This is a genomic window from Winogradskyella vincentii (assembly GCF_020166345.1).
Lineage (GTDB): Bacteria > Bacteroidota > Bacteroidia > Flavobacteriales > Flavobacteriaceae > Winogradskyella > Winogradskyella vincentii.
In genome coordinates, this window is the sequence record NZ_JAIUJS010000010.1 from 1 (window position 1) to 17,741 (window position 17,741).

The 17,741-nt window shown below is 34.2% G+C and carries 18 protein-coding genes; 13 read left to right on the forward strand and 5 right to left on the reverse strand.

Translation table 11 applies throughout. The annotated features are described in order from the left end of the window. Nucleotides 1-650: carboxypeptidase-like regulatory domain-containing protein (locus LBV24_RS13715; protein WP_224479232.1), on the reverse strand; the 650-nt coding region annotated here is incomplete at its 3' end. Between the two features lie 146 nt (nucleotides 651-796). Then, nucleotides 797-2,050: a methionine adenosyltransferase gene (gene metK / locus LBV24_RS13720; RefSeq protein ID WP_224479233.1), complete on the reverse strand. Its 1,254-nt coding sequence runs from the start codon at nucleotides 2,048-2,050 to the stop codon at nucleotides 797-799. A 203-nt stretch (nucleotides 2,051-2,253) separates the two neighbouring features. On the opposite strand from metK, the gene LBV24_RS13725 reads away from it, so the two are divergent. Both LBV24_RS13725 and LBV24_RS13730 read left to right on the forward strand, forming a co-directional pair. Continuing rightward, nucleotides 2,254-3,348 carry an acyloxyacyl hydrolase gene (locus LBV24_RS13725; RefSeq protein WP_224479234.1) on the forward strand — a complete coding sequence of 365 codons (1,095 nt, stop codon included), beginning with the start codon at nucleotides 2,254-2,256 and terminating at the stop codon, nucleotides 3,346-3,348. Further along, nucleotides 3,345-4,088: a head GIN domain-containing protein gene (locus tag LBV24_RS13730; RefSeq protein ID WP_224479235.1), complete on the forward strand. Its 744-nt coding sequence runs from the start codon at nucleotides 3,345-3,347 to the stop codon at nucleotides 4,086-4,088. The genes LBV24_RS13725 and LBV24_RS13730 overlap by 4 nt, the downstream gene beginning before the upstream one ends. Here the strand turns inward: LBV24_RS13730 and gldA are convergent. Beyond that, the gene (gene gldA / locus LBV24_RS13735; protein WP_224479236.1) at nucleotides 4,081-4,974 is read right to left on the reverse strand and encodes a gliding motility-associated ABC transporter ATP-binding subunit GldA; all 894 of its coding nucleotides are present in this window, start codon (nucleotides 4,972-4,974) and stop codon (nucleotides 4,081-4,083) included. The two genes, LBV24_RS13730 and gldA, sit on opposite strands and share 8 nt — an antisense overlap. A gap of 273 nt (nucleotides 4,975-5,247) precedes the next feature. Here gldA and LBV24_RS13740 point away from each other — a divergent pair, with 273 nt between their 5' ends. The 4 genes from LBV24_RS13740 to LBV24_RS13755 are packed head-to-tail and all read left to right on the forward strand — an operon-like array spanning nucleotide 5,248 to nucleotide 9,181. After that, nucleotides 5,248-6,075 (forward strand): prephenate dehydratase, encoded by an 828-nt coding sequence (locus tag LBV24_RS13740; RefSeq protein ID WP_224479237.1) that lies wholly within the window; start codon nucleotides 5,248-5,250, stop codon nucleotides 6,073-6,075. Beyond that, a complete protein-coding gene (locus LBV24_RS13745) occupies nucleotides 6,072-7,214 on the forward strand; it encodes a pyridoxal phosphate-dependent aminotransferase (protein WP_224479238.1) in 1,143 nt (380 codons plus the stop codon). The genes LBV24_RS13740 and LBV24_RS13745 overlap by 4 nt, the downstream gene beginning before the upstream one ends. A gap of 5 nt (nucleotides 7,215-7,219) precedes the next feature. Continuing rightward, complete coding sequence (locus LBV24_RS13750) at nucleotides 7,220-8,071, forward strand: prephenate dehydrogenase (RefSeq protein WP_224479239.1); 852 nt, start codon at nucleotides 7,220-7,222, stop codon at nucleotides 8,069-8,071. 27 nt (nucleotides 8,072-8,098) lie between these two features. Beyond that, a complete protein-coding gene (locus tag LBV24_RS13755) occupies nucleotides 8,099-9,181 on the forward strand; it encodes a bifunctional 3-deoxy-7-phosphoheptulonate synthase/chorismate mutase type II (protein ID WP_224479240.1) in 1,083 nt (360 codons plus the stop codon). A 43-nt stretch (nucleotides 9,182-9,224) separates the two neighbouring features. Here LBV24_RS13755 and LBV24_RS13760 read toward each other — a convergent pair whose 3' ends face one another. Further along, complete coding sequence (locus tag LBV24_RS13760; protein ID WP_224479241.1) at nucleotides 9,225-9,707, reverse strand: hypothetical protein; 483 nt, start codon at nucleotides 9,705-9,707, stop codon at nucleotides 9,225-9,227. Between the two features lie 79 nt (nucleotides 9,708-9,786). Between LBV24_RS13760 and rsgA the strand changes: the two genes are divergently transcribed. The 6 genes from rsgA to rlmN all read left to right on the forward strand — a co-directional run bounded on the left by rsgA (nucleotide 9,787) and on the right by rlmN (nucleotide 15,025). Next, a complete protein-coding gene (gene rsgA / locus LBV24_RS13765) occupies nucleotides 9,787-10,737 on the forward strand; it encodes a ribosome small subunit-dependent GTPase A (protein ID WP_224479242.1) in 951 nt (316 codons plus the stop codon). Next, complete coding sequence (gene dtd / locus LBV24_RS13770; RefSeq protein WP_224479243.1) at nucleotides 10,734-11,186, forward strand: D-aminoacyl-tRNA deacylase; 453 nt, start codon at nucleotides 10,734-10,736, stop codon at nucleotides 11,184-11,186. The genes rsgA and dtd overlap by 4 nt, the downstream gene beginning before the upstream one ends. A gap of 3 nt (nucleotides 11,187-11,189) precedes the next feature. Further along, nucleotides 11,190-11,516 (forward strand): nucleotide pyrophosphohydrolase, encoded by a 327-nt coding sequence (locus LBV24_RS13775; protein WP_224479244.1) that lies wholly within the window; start codon nucleotides 11,190-11,192, stop codon nucleotides 11,514-11,516. 32 nt (nucleotides 11,517-11,548) lie between these two features. Next, complete coding sequence (locus LBV24_RS13780; protein ID WP_224479245.1) at nucleotides 11,549-12,775, forward strand: 3-phosphoshikimate 1-carboxyvinyltransferase; 1,227 nt, start codon at nucleotides 11,549-11,551, stop codon at nucleotides 12,773-12,775. A gap of 71 nt (nucleotides 12,776-12,846) precedes the next feature. Then, nucleotides 12,847-13,896, forward strand: coding sequence for a tRNA preQ1(34) S-adenosylmethionine ribosyltransferase-isomerase QueA (queA, locus tag LBV24_RS13785; protein ID WP_224479246.1), 1,050 nt, complete (start codon nucleotides 12,847-12,849; stop codon nucleotides 13,894-13,896). Nucleotides 13,897-13,984: 88 nt separating this feature from the next. Further along, on the forward strand, nucleotides 13,985-15,025 hold the full coding sequence (gene rlmN, locus LBV24_RS13790; protein WP_224479247.1) for a 23S rRNA (adenine(2503)-C(2))-methyltransferase RlmN: 1,041 nt from the start codon (nucleotides 13,985-13,987) through the stop codon (nucleotides 15,023-15,025). A gap of 44 nt (nucleotides 15,026-15,069) precedes the next feature. Here the strand turns inward: rlmN and LBV24_RS13795 are convergent, their stop codons facing one another. Then, nucleotides 15,070-16,515: a T9SS type A sorting domain-containing protein gene (locus LBV24_RS13795; protein WP_224479248.1), complete on the reverse strand. Its 1,446-nt coding sequence runs from the start codon at nucleotides 16,513-16,515 to the stop codon at nucleotides 15,070-15,072. Nucleotides 16,516-16,688: 173 nt separating this feature from the next. Here LBV24_RS13795 and LBV24_RS13800 point away from each other — a divergent pair, with 173 nt between their 5' ends. After that, complete coding sequence (locus LBV24_RS13800; RefSeq protein ID WP_224479249.1) at nucleotides 16,689-17,666, forward strand: polyprenyl synthetase family protein; 978 nt, start codon at nucleotides 16,689-16,691, stop codon at nucleotides 17,664-17,666. The last annotated feature ends 75 nt before the right edge of the window (nucleotides 17,667-17,741 follow it).

Below are 17,741 nucleotides of genomic sequence, written 5' to 3' on the forward strand. Positions count from 1 at the left end.
AGTTCAACGGCTAGCATTCCCAAAGTTTGCAGCATACGTTCTGCACCAGCTTCATTTTGTGCATAAAGCATACCTGGCATTTGCATAGGCATATCTTCGTCTGCTGGATCTAGGTGATGCATAATTACATCTACAGAACCTGTATATTCTGTACCGTCTTCTTTTACGAAGTTACCGTCAAAGCTAACAGAACTGCCATCATCTGATGTTACAGTTTCCGCATTGCCACTAGATATGGTGCCAGTAATACTAGCCTCTAACAACATAATGGTTACTTTGTTGGTTCCATTAGATGGTACCACGGCACGTGAGCCGTGGATATAGCCTTCCTTCAGGGCTTTTATATAGCCAAAACGCTCTTTAACTGTGGCATTATTAATAATAAATACACCGTTGCTGTCTGTTGTTGCGGTCTCGTTACCTATGGTAATTGTAACACCTTCAATAGGATCTTTGTCATCGTCTATAACGGTTCCCAAGAAGTTTTTGGAGACATCGTTTCCGAAGTATTCCGAAAAATTATCTGGTACGTTTTCCTGTTGTTCACCATCATTCATTGATGGGCCATCATCTTTTTGACAAGACGTAATGGTAAGAAGTGAAAACAACAGTACTAAGAAAAGATTTGGGGACTTTGTAAAGTTTTTCATGATAGTTTGTATTGATTAAGTTTATGTTCTTTGATATATAACAGCTGAACAACAAAAACTCCTACCTACTTAGAATTGTATCTATCCCAAAAAAAAGCCCTCAACAAAAATATTTTGTTGAGGGCTATCTTGTTTATTTTTAAAAATTACAGCCCGAAGGCGTCCTTTACCTTGTCTACATAGTCTAGTTTTTCCCATGTAAATAACTCTACATCCATTGTTACGGATTCTCCATTTGGTTGTTCGAAAGTCTTGCTAACTGTAACGTTTTCCCTTCCCATATGACCATATGCTGCAGTTTCACTGTACATTGGCTGGCGTAATTTAAGTCGCTTTTCTATTGCTGCTGGTCGCATGTCAAAAAGCGTAGCAACTTTTTCTGCAATCTCACCATCAGTTAAATTTAAAGGGCAAGTACCGTAAGTTTCAATAAAAATTCCCATTGGTTCAACTACACCAATAGCATAGGATACTTGTACTAAAACTTCTTCACATAAACCAGATGCTACCAAATTTTTAGCAATATGCCTAGTAGCATAAGCGGCACTTCGATCAACCTTACTTGGATCTTTACCGGAAAAAGCACCACCACCATGAGCGCCTTTGCCACCATAGGTGTCCACAATAATTTTTCTACCCGTTAATCCTGTATCACCATGTGGACCGCCAATTACAAATTTACCAGTAGGATTAATGTGATATTTAATGTCCTCAGTAAATAAGGGTTTAATATGTTCTGGCAATTTTTCAACAACTCTTGGGATTAATATATCCACCATATCCTTTCTAATTTTAGAAAGCATGGCCTCTTCATTGTCAAAATCATCGTGTTGCGTTGATATAACAATAGCTTCAATGCGTTGAGGTGTATTATCATCACTATATTCTATAGTAACTTGACTTTTAGAATCTGGTCTTAAATATGTAATCTCCTTGTTTTCTCGTCTCAGCTCTGCTAATTCCTTTAATATTAAGTGAGAAATATGAAGAGCCAAAGGCATGTAATTGTCCGTTTCATTCGTTGCATAACCAAACATCATTCCTTGGTCACCAGCACCTTGTTCTTCTTTTGCCCCTCTGTCTACACCTCGATTAATATCTTCTGATTGTTCATGGATTGCAGATATGACACCACAAGAATTTCCGTCGAACATGTATTCTCCTTTAGTGTAACCGATTTTATTAATGGTATCTCTAGCAATTTTCTGAACATCTAAATAGGTGTTAGATTTAACTTCACCTGCCAATACAACTTGCCCTGTTGTAACTAAGGTTTCGCAAGCTACTTTAGATTCTGGATCGAAAGCTAAAAAATTGTCAATTAAAGCATCACTGATTTGATCTGCGACCTTATCTGGATGTCCTTCTGATACACTCTCTGATGTAAATAAATACGCCATATATAAATTCTTATGTGTTGATTTGACGTAATTGTTCGGAAAGTTTACACTGTCTTTAGCATTTTTTCCAGAGGTTGCAATCAGTCAAATCATTCCTCTAATTTTGAAGGGCAAAAATACATATTAAAATGTAAACAGAAAACCTTAATTGCTTAAGATACTCTTAAATAAAAACAATTATTTTTACGGTCAATAACAAGTTTATGAGGCAAAGGCTTAGCTACCTTTTTATATTATATTGTTTTTTTGGTTTTTCTCAAGCAGACAAGACTTCTAATACATATTTTGATTTAAATTATTTTTCAGGCAATATTGCGCTTCATAATACCGATATACTTCATTTGATATCCGGCAGACCACAAGGTTTTATCCTTAGTTGGAATAAAAAGACATATGGAGAAGAAGCGTGGGAACAGCGATTTAATTACCCTGATTACGGTACGTCATTCATTTATCAGGATTTAGTTGATGACAGATTGGGTAATAACTTTGGGTTATATGCACATTATAATTTTTATTTTTTTAAGCGAAACCTTACCCTAAGAATTGCACAAGGATTGGCTTATACAACCAATCCCTATGATAAAATTGACAATCCCAAAAATATAGCCTTTGGCACAAGACTTTTAAGTTCAACTTACTTAATGGTTAATTATAAAAAGGAAAACCTATTCAAGCACTTTGGGGTACAAGGAGGTTTATCATTAATACACTATTCTAATGCTAATGTAAAAGCACCAAATACAAGTATAAATACCATTGCATTCAATGTAGGTGTAACGTATAATTTGGCCGAAAATGAAAAGGAATACATAGAGAATTTGGATGAGGAAAAATTTACAGAACCAATTAGATATAATCTAGCCTTTAGATCTGGGATTAACCAAAGTGATATAATAGGAAGTGGGCAATTTCCGTTTTATATTTTGTCAGCTTATGCAGATAAACGATTAAGTCATACAAGTGCTGTTCAGTTTGGGGTAGATGCATTTTTCTCAAATTTTCTTAAAGAATTAATTTATTATCAATCTGTGTCATTTCCAGAAGAAAATGTAAGTGGAGATGAGGATTATAAAAGAGTTGGGCTTTTTGTCGGACATGAGTTATTTATAAACAGAATGTCAATTGAAACACAACTTGGTTATTATGTATATTATCCATTTGATTTTGAAGGCCGAACCTATATTAGAATAGGTTTGAAAAGATATTTTGGAAATAAGTTTTTTGGAGCGATAACATTAAAATCACATGGTGCGAAGGCTGAAGCTGTAGAATTGGGTATAGGTGTTAGATTATGAAAAAAATAGTTTACATATTAAGTCTATTAGTATTCGCTTGTAATAGCGAAGATGCTAATGATTGTTTTCAAACTTCGGGTGACATTATACAGGTGGAAATTGATGTAGCCAGTTTCGATCGAATATTAGTAAATAGAGATATAGAATTAGTCATTAAGGAAGCGCCCGATTTTAAGGTAACAGTAGAAACAGGTGAAAACTTAATTAACGATGTTGAGGTTGAGGTTATTGGAGATAGATTGGTTTTGACAGATAATAATACCTGTAATTATGTTAGAGATTTTGGTATTACAAAAGTTTTTGTGGAAGCACCAAATTTAACTGAGGTTAGGAGTTCAACACAATACGATATTCTATCTGATGGTGTTTTGAATTATGATAATTTGGAATTGTATTCTGATGATTTTTTTGCTCCAGACTCATTTACAAATGGTGATTTTAGATTACAGGTTAATAGTGAAGAACTTAGAATTCTTGTGAACAATATTTCATTTCAATATATATCAGGTGAAGTAAATAAGTTGACAATAATTTATCCAGCAGGTTCTGGACGCTTTGAAGGCGAGGATCTAATCGCGCAAGATGTACAAATTAATCATAGAGGGAGTAATGATATTGTTGTCAATCCACAACAATCTTTAACTGGTCTAATTCGAGGGACAGGAAATGTAATATCTGTTAATGAGCCTCCTTTGGTCGATGTTGAAATTATTTATACTGGAGATTTAATTTTTAATTAGTCAGCTCCCTAAAGAGACTTTCTAAACTCGCATTTTTTTGATTTAACTGTAAAATCTTAAGATCATTATCATGAGCAAAATCGAAAACATGTGATCTCATGTCTTCCTCTGTAGAAAAAGTAATTTCATAAATAAAACCGTTTGGGTTTTTTACTGATTTTACCTTTGGTAATTTCAATAGAAAAGCTTCTTCAACCCTATAATCAAACTCAACAATAACAATTTGTTCTTGTCCGTCCCTCAACTCTTTGAGATATTTATCTGCAACAACTTCTCCTTTATTAATAATTATCACCCTATCGCACATTGCTTCAACCTCTTGCATAATATGTGTAGAGAGAAATACGGTTTTCTCCTTGCCGATAGACTTAATTAAATTTCTGATTTCAACGAGCTGATTAGGGTCTAATCCTGTGGTCGGTTCATCGAGTATTAAAACATCTGGGTTATGCAATAAGGCATTGGCCAATCCAACGCGTTGGCGATAACCTTTAGAAAGCTGCCCAATTTTTTTATGAGCTTCTGGTGTTAACCCTGTGAGTTCAATCACTTCATTTATTCTCGATTTTGGCGTACCGTATACATTAGCATTAAAATCTAAGTATTCTTTAACATACAAATCTGTATATAATGGATTGTGCTCTGGTAAATATCCAACACTTTGCTGCACGTTTTTCTTGTCAATACTAACATCATGACCATTTACCATCGCACTGCCTTCATTTGCATTAATATAGGTAGTTAAGATCTTCATCATAGTCGATTTTCCAGCACCATTTGGTCCTAAAAATCCAACGATTTCAGCATCTTTAACTTTAAAGGAGACATTGTTAAGTGCTTTTTGCTCTTTGTAATACTTGGATATATTAATTACTTCAATAGACATTTTTCAGTTTATTTTTTCAAAAATAGGTATTCTATAATATTGTAGCCTAAATATTGACAATTCTTTAAATCTTGGTATTAATATTCAAAAAAAATGACTCTTATTTTTATTTGTAAAAATATTAATTACTTTAGCATCAGAATTATAACAATGAATACATTTAAAACATATTATAGCTGGTTTTATTTCTTTTTTAGCAAAAGGAACGAGGCTTAGTATGTTTTATTAAAAATATAATTATGAAAGTCTCGATTTGGTCGAGACTTTTTTATTATGAGCAAACCAATAGCAATACAAGGAATTAGAGGGTCATTTCATCACGAAGTGGTTCAGCATTATTTTAATGGTAGCAATAATGTTATTGAATGTATGTCTTTTGATAGTGCTGTGGATAGTTTATTAAATGGTAAGGCGGATGATATTGTTATGGCATTAGAAAATTCTATTGCAGGATCCATATTGCCCAACTATGCTTTAATAGATAAGCACGATCTTAAAATTGTAGGAGAATATTTTTTAGATATTCAGCATAGTTTAATGGCCTTAGATGGACAATCGATTAATGATATTAAAGAGGTTCACTCTCATCCAATGGCGCTTTTGCAATGCAAAGTGTTTTTAAAAAAGCACCCACATATAAAATTAGTTGAGGCAAAGGATACTGCGGATGTTGCCAAACAAATCTCAGAGGATAAGATATTTGGTATTGCGGCTATTGCTAGTAAGAATGCCGCCTTAATGTTTGGTCTAAATGTCTTGGCAGAAAGTATTCAAACCATAAAGCATAATGAGACAAGGTTTGTAATTGTTAAACGTGAACATCCAGAAGTAAACGAAAAGATGCTCAATAAGGCTTCTTTGAAATTTATTTTAGACCATAAGCGCGGTAGTTTAGCCACCATGCTAAATGTAATGAGCGATTGCAAACTGAATTTAACCAAAATTCAATCTTTACCAAAAATAGATACACCATGGAAATATGCCTTTTTTGTAGATGTCACCTTTGAGGAATATAAAGATTATGAAAAAGCAAAATCAATAATCGCATTAATGGCTGATGATTTTAAAATTTTGGGCGAATATAAAAATGCAAGACTATGATTGAAGTAGCAGATCGATTAAAGAATGTAGAAGAATACTATTTCTCAAAAAAATTAAGAGAAGTTGCATTTTTAAAGTCCCAGGGCAAACCAATTATTAACTTAGGTATAGGTAGTCCTGATTTAGAACCACCTCATAAAGCTACCATGGTGCTTCAAGATAGTTTGTTAGATGAAGGAGCTCATAAATACCAGAGCTATCAAGGCTTACCAGAGTTAAGAACTGAAATTGCAAATTTTTATAGAAGTAGGTATAAAGTTAATCTTAGTGCACAAACAGAGGTACTCCCTCTTTTAGGAAGTAAGGAAGGTATAATGCACATCTCAATGGCATTCTTAAATCCTGGCGATGAAGTGTTAATTCCAAATCCTGGGTATCCAACATATGCAGCAGTTACCAAATTATTACAAGCAAAGCCAGTTTATTACGATTTAATTGAAGAAAATCACTGGCTACCAGATTTTATTGCATTAGAGCGTTTAGACTTAAGTAACGTTAAAATTATGTGGATCAGCTATCCACATATGCCAACTGGTGCTAAGGCAACAAATAAGTTTTATGATGAGGTAATTGCCTTTGGGAAGCGTCATGATATATTAATTGTTAATGATAATCCATACAGTTTTGTACTTAATGATAAACCAATAAGTATAATGCGTTATCGTAATGCCAAGGATGTTTGTTTAGAATTAAATTCATTGAGCAAAACCTTTAATATGGCAGGATGGAGAGTCGGCATGTTAGTTGGGAATTACGATTTTGTTCAAGCTGTACTTAAGGTTAAAAGCAATATGGATTCTGGGATGTTCTATGGTGTACAAAAAGGAGCGATTGAAGCACTCAAATGCTCTGATCTTTGGTATGTAAGTTTAAATAGTGTGTACCAACAAAGAAGAGAGTTAATCTGGAAATTGGCAACCGAATTAAACTGCACTTACGATGAGGATTCAGCGGGAATGTTTGTTTGGGCAAAATTGCCACCACATGTTAAATCTGAAGAATTCACAGATTTAATCTTAAAGGAACATTCTGTGTTTATTACACCAGGTACGGTCTTCGGTAGTAATGGAGAAGGATATATTAGATTTTCATTATGTGCCTCAGACGAAATAATTAAAGAAGCAATTGCAAGAGTGTAAAGATTATGAATAATGTTTATGTCATAGGAGTTGGGTTAATTGGAGGAAGTTTTGCTTTAGATATTAAGGCGCTGTACCCAAATTGTACTGTTTATGGTATAGACAATAATGAAGATCATATTCAACAGGCATTAGAATTAGGCGTAATAGATAAAAAAGCTACCATTACAGAATTGAACAATGCGGAAATGGTGGTGTTAGCAATTCCAGTTGATGCTACTTTGAAAGTATTACCAGAGGTATTAGATAATATTTCAGATGAAACTATTGTTTTTGATGCCGGTTCTACAAAAGAGGATATATGTTTAGAGGTAAAGAATCACCCTAAACGCAGAAATTATTTAGCGGCACATCCAATAGCTGGTACCGAGTTTTCTGGACCTAAGGCTGCTATTAAAGGACTATATAAAAATAAAACAAATATCATTTGCGAAGTAGAGGACACAGCGTTTAAGTTACAGGAAAAAGCCCTGAATTTGTTTTCAGATTTAGGCATGAGAATTCGCTATATGAATCCTAAAGCACATGATAAGCATATTGCATATGTATCACATTTATCTCATATAAGTTCTTTTATGCTAGGTAAAACAGTAATAGAAAAGGAGAAGAACGAAAGAGATATTTTTGATATGGCAGGCAGTGGATTTGAAAGTACTGTGCGATTGGCAAAAAGTTCACCAGCTATGTGGACTCCAATTTTTGAGCAGAACAAAACCAATGTAATTGAAACCTTAGATGAATATATTTCAAATTTGAAGCATTTTAAAAAGCTAATGGAAGATGAAGACTTTGAGGCAGTATATAAAGAAATGGAAGAAACAAACCACATAAAACACATATTAAACGGAATAAAATAAAATCTAGAAGAAGAGATTAACAACAAAATGGAAAACAAGAAAGAATTAAGGAATTGGTTAGACGCTTTTAACTTAGATCATCCACTAGTTATAGCAGGACCATGTAGTGCGGAAACAGAAGAACAAGTATTAAACATTGCTCATCAATTAAAGGATAGTGATGCTACCGTATATAGAGCAGGAATTTGGAAACCAAGAACGCGTCCAGGAAATTTTGAAGGTGTTGGTGCCTTAGGATTAAAGTGGCTTCAAAAAGCTAAGCAGGAAACTGGAATGATGATTACAACTGAGGTTGCTAATCCAAACCATGTGGAGCTCGCATTAAATCATGATGTAGATATTCTGTGGATTGGAGCTAGAACCACTGTAAGTCCTTTCATAGTTCAAGAGATTGCAGAAGCATTAAGAGGAACAGATAAGCCTGTTTTAATTAAAAACCCAGTAAACCCAGATTTATCTTTGTGGTTGGGAGCAGTAGAGCGTTTTTATAAGTCAGATGTAAAAAAACTTGGTGTTATTCATAGAGGGTTTTCTACTTACGAAAAAACACGTTATAGAAACAATCCAGAGTGGCAAATCGCGGTAGATTTACAAAACCGTTTTCCTGATTTACCATTAATTCTAGATCCATCACATATTGCAGGTAGACGGGATATAATATTTGATTTGAGTCAGACGGCATTAGATTTAAATTATGATGGATTAATGATAGAGACCCATCACGATCCTGATAATGCCTGGAGTGATGCTGCACAGCAAATTACACCTGAAGCGCTTATTAAATACACCGAAGATTTAAGGATAAGAAAAGAAACTGATGATGATGCTGTTTTTAACAACAAAATTAACACGCTTAGAACAAAGATTGACGTTATTGACCATCAATTAATAGAAATGTTAGGGAAAAGAATGAACGTAGCTGATGATATTGGTCAATTGAAAAAGGATCACAATGTTGCAGTTTTACAATCTAAGCGCTGGAATGAAATTTTAGGTAAAATGATTTTAGAAGGTGAAGAAAAGAATCTAAGTGAAGAATTTGTTTTACGAATGTTTAAAGCAATTCACCAAGAATCGATTAACCATCAAGAAGATATTATTAATCATTAATAATCCTAAAATAAAAGGCTCGCATTTGCGAGCCTTTTTAATGTTATTGGGTAACACGCTTAAATATATATCGAGTAACAAATATTCCCTGTCCATCACCTTTACCTGCATCGCTTTCTGAACTACTTGTAACAAATGCAAGTTCCCAACCTTCTTTGGCCATAGCAACGAGTTTTGAACTTATTACTGCGTCATTAGCCACAATGTTTTGAAATCTAATTCCGCCAAGGTTAAAAAAGTTCAATAGCTTTGTTTCTTCAAAATCCTTAACGCGAATTTCACTGCGCTTAGACTTATTTCTGCCATCTTCGTCCTTATCGCTAGAACGTTCAGAAGTGAATTCGCTATAATCTCTAGCAACATCAGACGAAATTAATCTTGACCTACCTAAACCATTTGGTACAATAGATTCAACACTTGTCACAACTTTATACTCAACTTCAGCATAAGATTTTTCATTGTTGATAAACGAAAATGAAATGAATCCAGCCAGGAGTAAGCCAATAATTAAATTTTTTTGTTTCATAATACCTAATTTAGTTTAAGCTTAAAATTAAAGACTTTTTTCTGTAATTGTTGTTTCTTTGTTATGATTAATAATAACAATGGTCGGAACGGTTTATAAATCTACGGGAAGCTGGTATACAGTTAAAACCAGAAATGGTAAGTTTTACCAATGCAGAATAAAAGGCCGTTTTAGAATTGCCGAAATTAAAAGTACAAACCCAATTGCGGTTGGCGATATTGTACAATTTGAGTTAGAGACTAAAAATAATGAAGATACAGGAGTAATTAATCGGATAGAAGAAAGAAAGAACTATATTATTCGTAAATCGGTTAATCTTTCTAAACAAACCCATATAATTGCCTCAAACATAGATCAGGTCTTTCTCTTAATAACACTTAATAATCCTCAGACATTTACAAGTTTTATCGATCGTTTTTTGGTTACAGCAGAAGCTTATTCGGTGAAAACTATTCTATTATTCAATAAAATTGATACTTATGATGAGGAAGAGCTATTGGAAGTCAAATATTTAGCGTCTTTATACCGTAAAATTGGTTACGAGTGTATTGGTATTTCTGCAACAACAGGAGAGAATGTGGATAAGGTCAAAGCCCTGATGGTTAATAAAGTGAGTATGTTTAGTGGTCATTCCGGTGTTGGAAAATCAACTCTAGTAAATGCGATTGAACCCTCTTTAGATTTAAAAACGAAGGAAATATCAGAGCAGCACATGCAAGGCCAACACACAACTACATTTGCGGAAATGTTCGACCTTAGTTTTGATGCTAAGATTATTGACACTCCTGGAATTAAAGGATTTGGTGTGGTCGATATGGATCCAGAGGAAGTCGGAGATTATTTCCCTGAATTTTTTGCATTCAAACAAGACTGTAAATTCAATAACTGTTTGCATTTAAAAGAGCCAAAATGTGCAGTGAAAGAAGCATTGGAAAACGATGAAGTGTCGTATTCTCGATATAGGAGTTATCTTCAGATTTTAGAAGGAGAAGAAGAGAATTACAGAACTGATAATTGGGATAACTTATGAGGGTAGTTGTTCAAAGAGTTTCAGAAGCTTCTGTTATAATACAAAACGAAGAGGTTGCTTCAATTGGTAATGGATTATTGGTTTTGTTAGGTGTTGTAAATGAGGATAGTGCTGAGGATATTGATTGGTTGTGTAAAAAAATAGTGAATCTTAGGATTTTTCCAGATGAAAAGGGTGTTATGAATACCTCTATTTTAGATGCTGATGGCGATATTATTGTGGTTAGTCAGTTTACATTACACGCTAGTACAAAAAAGGGTAATAGACCAAGTTATATAAAGGCCGCCAAACCAGATATTGCCATACCTTTGTATGAAAAGTTTGTCGAAAGATTAAATGCAGATATAGATAAGCCAATTCAAACCGGAGAGTTTGGAGCAGATATGAAAGTACATCTTGTAAATGATGGACCTGTTACAATAATTATTGATTCAAAAAATAGAGAATAAAATATGAATATTCAGAACGCCCAATTAGAAGTTGATAATTGGATTAAGGAACACGGAGTAAGATATTTTAACGAGCTTACTAATATGGCCCAACTGACGGAGGAAGTTGGTGAAGTAGCACGTATAATTGCTAGGCGATATGGTGAACAAAGTGAGAAAGAAAGTGATAAAGACAAGGACTTAGGAGAAGAGCTTGCTGATGTTGTTTTTGTAGTTTTATGCTTGGCCAATCAAACAGGAATAGACTTGCAAGAAGCTTTTGATAGAAAAATGGACAAAAAAGCAAAACGAGATCACGATAGGCACCATAATAATGATAAATTAAAGTAATTTTATTCCCGCAAAACGCGGGAATCTTTTTTATGGATATTCAAATTTTAAAATCATCAATAAGCAGACAATCTTCAATTGCCATTACAGGTTCTAAAAGTGAGTCTAATCGTTTGTTATTACTACAAGCATTGTATCCAGAAATTTCAATTTCAAACCTTTCTAATTCTGACGACTCAGTATTAATGCAGAAAGCTTTGCAATCAAACGATGAGGTTGTTGATATTCACCATGCAGGCACGGCGATGCGTTTTTTAACAGCATATTTTTCAACACGTGTAGGTAGAGAGACAATATTAACGGGTTCTTCACGTATGAAAGAAAGGCCTATCAGAATACTTGTAGATGCCTTAAAATCACTTGGTGCTGATATTAATTACCTAGAAAACGAAGGATACCCTCCTTTAAAAATCAATGGAAAAAACCTTTCTAAAACTAAAGTGAGTCTTAATGCTAATGTGAGTAGCCAATATATTTCTGCCTTGTTGTTAATTGCCTCAAGACTGGAGAATGGATTAGAGTTAACCTTAGATGGTAAAATCACTTCCGTGCCATATATTAAAATGACACTTGCGTTGTTAAATGAAATTGGTATTGACACAGAGTTTGAAGGAAATCAAATTTTAGTAAAACCGTTTACATCTCCACCTAAAGTTGATAATATCACCGTAGAATCCGATTGGTCATCAGCTTCATATTTTTATAGTATTATTGCCATGAGTGAAATTGGGACGCAAGTTTCATTGTCGGCATACAAGGTAAATTCATTACAAGGTGACTCAGTTTTGTCTCAAATTTATGGTCAATTTGGAGTAGAAACACAATTCGATAACAATACAGTTTTTATAAAAAAAGTAACTAATGTCTCAATCAACACAAAAATTGAGTTAGATCTGAGTAATGCGCCAGATATTGCACAAACTATTTCAGTTACGGCATTCGGACTTGGGTTAGAGTGTTCCTTATCTGGTCTTCATACCCTTAAAATTAAGGAAACAGATCGTTTAGTAGCTCTCAAGGTTGAGCTTGAAAAATTGGGAGCTGAAGTAGTAATTACGGATGCAACGTTGCATTTAAAACCATCAACTAAAATTTTCAGTGATGTTGAAATTGCTACCTACAATGATCATAGGATGGCGATGGCCTTTGCGCCGTTAGGCCTGAAAACTTCTCTAAAGGTTAAAGATGCTGATGTTGTTAGCAAGTCCTACCCTCAATTTTGGGAAGATCTAAAGACTCTAGGTTTTAATTTAAAATAAGTAGCTAATTACTTGACAAGGCCTATGTTGAGATTGTATATTTGCAACTTCAAAAAAACTAGACTTAATTTATGAAATTATCACACTTCAATTTTGACCTTCCCGAAGAATTATTAGCAGAACATCCAGCAGAGCACAGAGATGAATCTAGGCTAATGGTACTTGATAGAGAGAAGCAGACTATAGAGCATAAGCTTTTCAAAGATATTATTGATTATTTTGATGAAGGCGATGTGATGATACTTAATAACACAAAAGTATTTCCAGCACGTTTATTTGGTAATAAAGAAAAAACGGGAGCACGCATAGAAGTATTTCTTTTAAGAGAATTAAATCAAGATCAACGTTTATGGGATGTATTGGTAGATCCTGCACGTAAAATAAGAATAGGTAATAAACTTTATTTTGGTGAAGATGAAAGTCTAGTTGCTGAAGTAATAGATAATACTACTTCGAGAGGTAGAACATTACGTTTTTTATATGATGGATCTTATATGGATTTTAGAAGAAAACTTAATGAATTAGGTCAAACACCTCTACCAAAATATATTAAGAGAGATGTTGAACCTGAAGATGAGGAACGTTATCAAACTATTTTTGCTAAAAATGAAGGTGCAGTAGCAGCGCCAACAGCAGGATTACATTTTTCAAAACACCTGTTAAAGCGATTGGAGATCAAAGGTGTTGATATGGCTGAGGTTACATTGCATGTTGGTCTAGGTACTTTTAATCCAGTAGAGGTTGAGGATTTATCTAAGCACAAAATGGATAGTGAGGAAATTTCTATTGATGAAAGAGCGGCTACAATTGTTAATAGAGGAATAGAGAATAAGAAGCGTGTGTGTGCAGTTGGTACAACATCTATGAGAACAGTTGAGAGTTCGGTTTCTTCAAGTGGAAGATTAAATCCTTATGAAGGATGGACAAATAAATTCATTTTCCCGCCTTATGATTTTAGTATAGCAAATAGTATGATTACAAATTTCCATACACCAAAATCTACTTTATTAATGATGGTATCTGCATTTGCTGGTCACGACTTTATAAAAAAGGCATATGATGAAGCGGTAAAAGAAAAGTATAGATTTTACTCTTACGGAGATGCGATGCTAATTATCTAGTGATACAATATTCAATTTAAAGCCTCTTTTAGAGGCTTTTTTTATTTACGCCAAAACCAGATTACAATTAATTACTTTTGCATTATAAATGGAAACAAAGAAAAAGGACATACGTGCGTTAACGAAAGACCAGTTAAGAGATTTTTTTGTCAAGCAGGGCGATAAAGCTTTTCGTGGCAATCAGGTCTATGAATGGTTATGGCAAAAGTCTGCTCATAATTTTGAGGATATGACAAATATTTCTTTGAAGACTCGTGAGATGCTTCAAGATAATTTTGTTATTAATCATATTAAAGTAGATCAGATGCAACGCAGTTCTGATGGGACTATAAAAAATGCAGTGCGCCTTCATGATGACTTAATAGTGGAGTCTGTTTTAATACCTACACCAAGTCGTACTACAGCATGTGTGTCTTCTCAGGTAGGATGTAGTCTAGATTGTAAATTTTGTGCAACGGCAAGGTTAAAACGTATGCGCAATCTTAATCCAGATGAAATTTATGACCAAGTTGTTGCCATTGATAATGAAAGTAGACTATACTTTAATAGACCATTGAGTAATATTGTTTTCATGGGTATGGGAGAGCCTTTAATGAATTACAATAATGTCCTCAAAGCAATTGATAAAATTACCTCACCTGAAGGTTTAGGTATGTCCCCAAAACGTATTGTTGTATCTACCTCAGGAGTACCAAAAATGATTAAAAAAATGGCGGATGATGAAGTTAAATTTAAACTGGCAGTTTCGCTTCATTCTGCAATTGATGAGGTGCGTACCTCAATAATGCCTTTTAATGCTACTTTTCCACTTCATGATCTTCGAGAGGCACTACAGTATTGGTATTCTAAAACTAAAAATAGAATCACCTATGAATATGTGGTTTGGGATGGTATCAATGATAAAAGGAAAGATGTAGATGCATTAGTTGACTTTTGCAAGTTTGCACCAAGTAAAGTCAATTTAATTGAATATAATCCAATCGATGACGGTGAGTTTCAGCAGGCAGACTCAAAAGCAATAGATATGTATGTGAAAGTATTGGAGTCAAATAATATTACAGTTACCGTAAGACGCAGTAGAGGAAAAGATATTGATGCGGCTTGCGGCCAGCTAGCGAATAAGACATAAAAAAAGCGACTTTTAAAGTCGCTTTTTTATTTTATGTATTGCTATTATTTTTTAGCAACTTTAATCGTTTGGGATTTATCTCCAGACGTAATTTTAACTAAATATAATCCTTGAGGTAAACTCGACAAATTTACGCTTCTATTAACTATATCACTGTTGTTAAAGTTTGCTACTTGTTTACCTAATAGATCATATACTAATACATTATCTATCTCATTTGTAGATTTTATGCTTAATACATCATTTACTGGATTTGGAGAAACACTGAATACTTCAATTTCTTCTTCTTCTACAGATAGCGCAGTGCTAGTTGTAAAACTCCAAACAGGTCCGGCCGTTGTTCCAAAACAATTTACTGAATCTACACTCCAAAAGTATGTTGTATCTAAGGCTAATCCTGTAATAGGATCCCCACTTTCAAAATTGTCAAAAGCTTGTGTTGGAGGATTCGCGGTACCTAAATTTAATGTATAATCAGTACCTGGCACACCTGCCGCCCAAGAAAAATATACTCTATTTCCATCTACATTTACGGAAACATCTGTAGCCATGTCAGCAGGACTTGGTGAACTTGTGGCAGCTGGAGCTGAAGTTTCCGTACAAGCAGAGGTTGTAAAACTCCATACAGGTCCTTGGGTTGAGCCAGCACAATTAACAGCTGTGACATACCAGTAATAAGTTGTGTTTGGTTGCCATGTAAAGTTAATTCCTCCGCCACTATCAAATCCATTAAGTGTTCCAACATCATCACCTGAAGGTGTTTCACCTAATGAGAGATTAAAACTATCTGCAGGATCACCTGTGGTTGCAGCCATCCATTCAAAAGGACTAATATTATTGGTAGTGCCATAATTTATTTCTACACCACTAGCGCCATTTGCAGGTGTCGTTGCCATAGTTACTTGATCAGGTGCATTAACTGTACATTGGAAAACAGAAACATTATCAACATACCAAGCAACAGACCAATTACCTGTCCATCTAAATCGAACCTGAGCATTTGCAACACCTGCTAATTCGGTCGTTACATCAAGATTTATAGCTCCACCTGCATAATTGTCTGCTGAATAATTTGCCACACCAACCCAAGAAGTACCATTGAAAACTTCTACAAATCCACTTCCACCAAAATTTCCCGCAAATAAATGGTTATAAGCTAAAGTTACTGATGTTAGTGCAGAGCAATTGAATACTGGACTTTCTAATGCGGCATCTTCTGCTGTTCCGTTATTGCCATAGGCATCACTATCAAAAGCCGCATAATTTCCTATTGCTCCACCGCCTGAGTATACTAAAGTATTTCCTGCTCCCGCTAGGACAGCTTCACCTCCAGATTCTATTGTCCATATTTCGCCATTACCGGCTATATCATTATTTGTCCAACCTGCAGGAATAGAGGTTCCTGATTCAAAATCCTCGGTTAGAACAGTTTGTCCAAACATTAGACTCACATAAAAGACCAATGTGAATAATAAAGTAATTTTTTTCATAAAGTTATAAGGATTAATTAATAGAAACTAAGTTACAAATTATTTAATGTAGGAAAAGTTAAATCTTTAATAATGATAATTTTAACGATTAAGCGTGTGGTAATTTGTAATTTTACAGTTTTAGCAGAAAGTATAATTTTAGATTTGGCAAAAAGAAGTTTTCAATTAGTTAAATGAAAATCACAGAACAAATAAAGCAACCTATAGCCTATGAAATGGAGCTTTTTGAGCAAAAATTTCAACTTTCAATGGCAAGTAAGGTTGCACTTCTCAATAGAATAACTCATTACATTGTAAACAGAAAAGGAAAACAGATGAGACCTATGTTTGTATTCCTTGTCGCAAAAATGCTTAATAATGGTGAAGTTAGTGAGCGTACATATCGTGGAGCGTCAGTAATTGAGCTTATACACACAGCTACATTGGTACATGATGATGTTGTAGACGATAGTAACAGAAGACGTGGCTTTTTTTCCATCAATGCACTATGGAAAAATAAAATTGCTGTCCTTATCGGGGATTATTTATTGTCAAAAGGCTTATTGCTTTCTATAGATAATAATGATTTTGATCTGTTAAAAATTATTTCAGTTGCAGTTAGGGAAATGAGTGAGGGCGAACTATTACAGATTGAAAAGGCGAGACAACTAGATATCACAGAGGAGGTTTATTACGATATAATAAGGCAAAAAACAGCAACATTGATTGCTGCTTGTTGCAGTTTGGGAGCCGCCTCTGTAAAACCAAATACTCCTCAAGTTGATACCATGAGAAAATTTGGTGAACTTATTGGAATGGCTTTTCAAATAAAGGACGACCTCTTTGATTATGGTGAAGAAAAAATAGGTAAACCAACGGGAATTGATATTAAAGAGCAAAAAATGACATTGCCATTAATACACGTGCTAAACAATTGTAATAAAAAAGACAAGGCTTGGCTTATCAATTCTGTAAAAAATTACAATAAAGACAAAAAGAGGGTGAAACAGGTTATTGTCTTTGTAAAAGAAAATGGTGGGCTAGAATATGCTATTAAGAAAATGAAAAGTTTTCAAGAAGAGGCACTTACGTTATTGGATAGTTATCCTGATTCATCATACAAAGCTTCCCTAAAGCTAATGGTCGAGTATGTAATTGACAGAAAAAAATAATTTTTATACTACTGATAATCAGTAGTTAATAACAAATTCTCAATCTTTTTTTAATTTCAGGCAACCATTTGCATA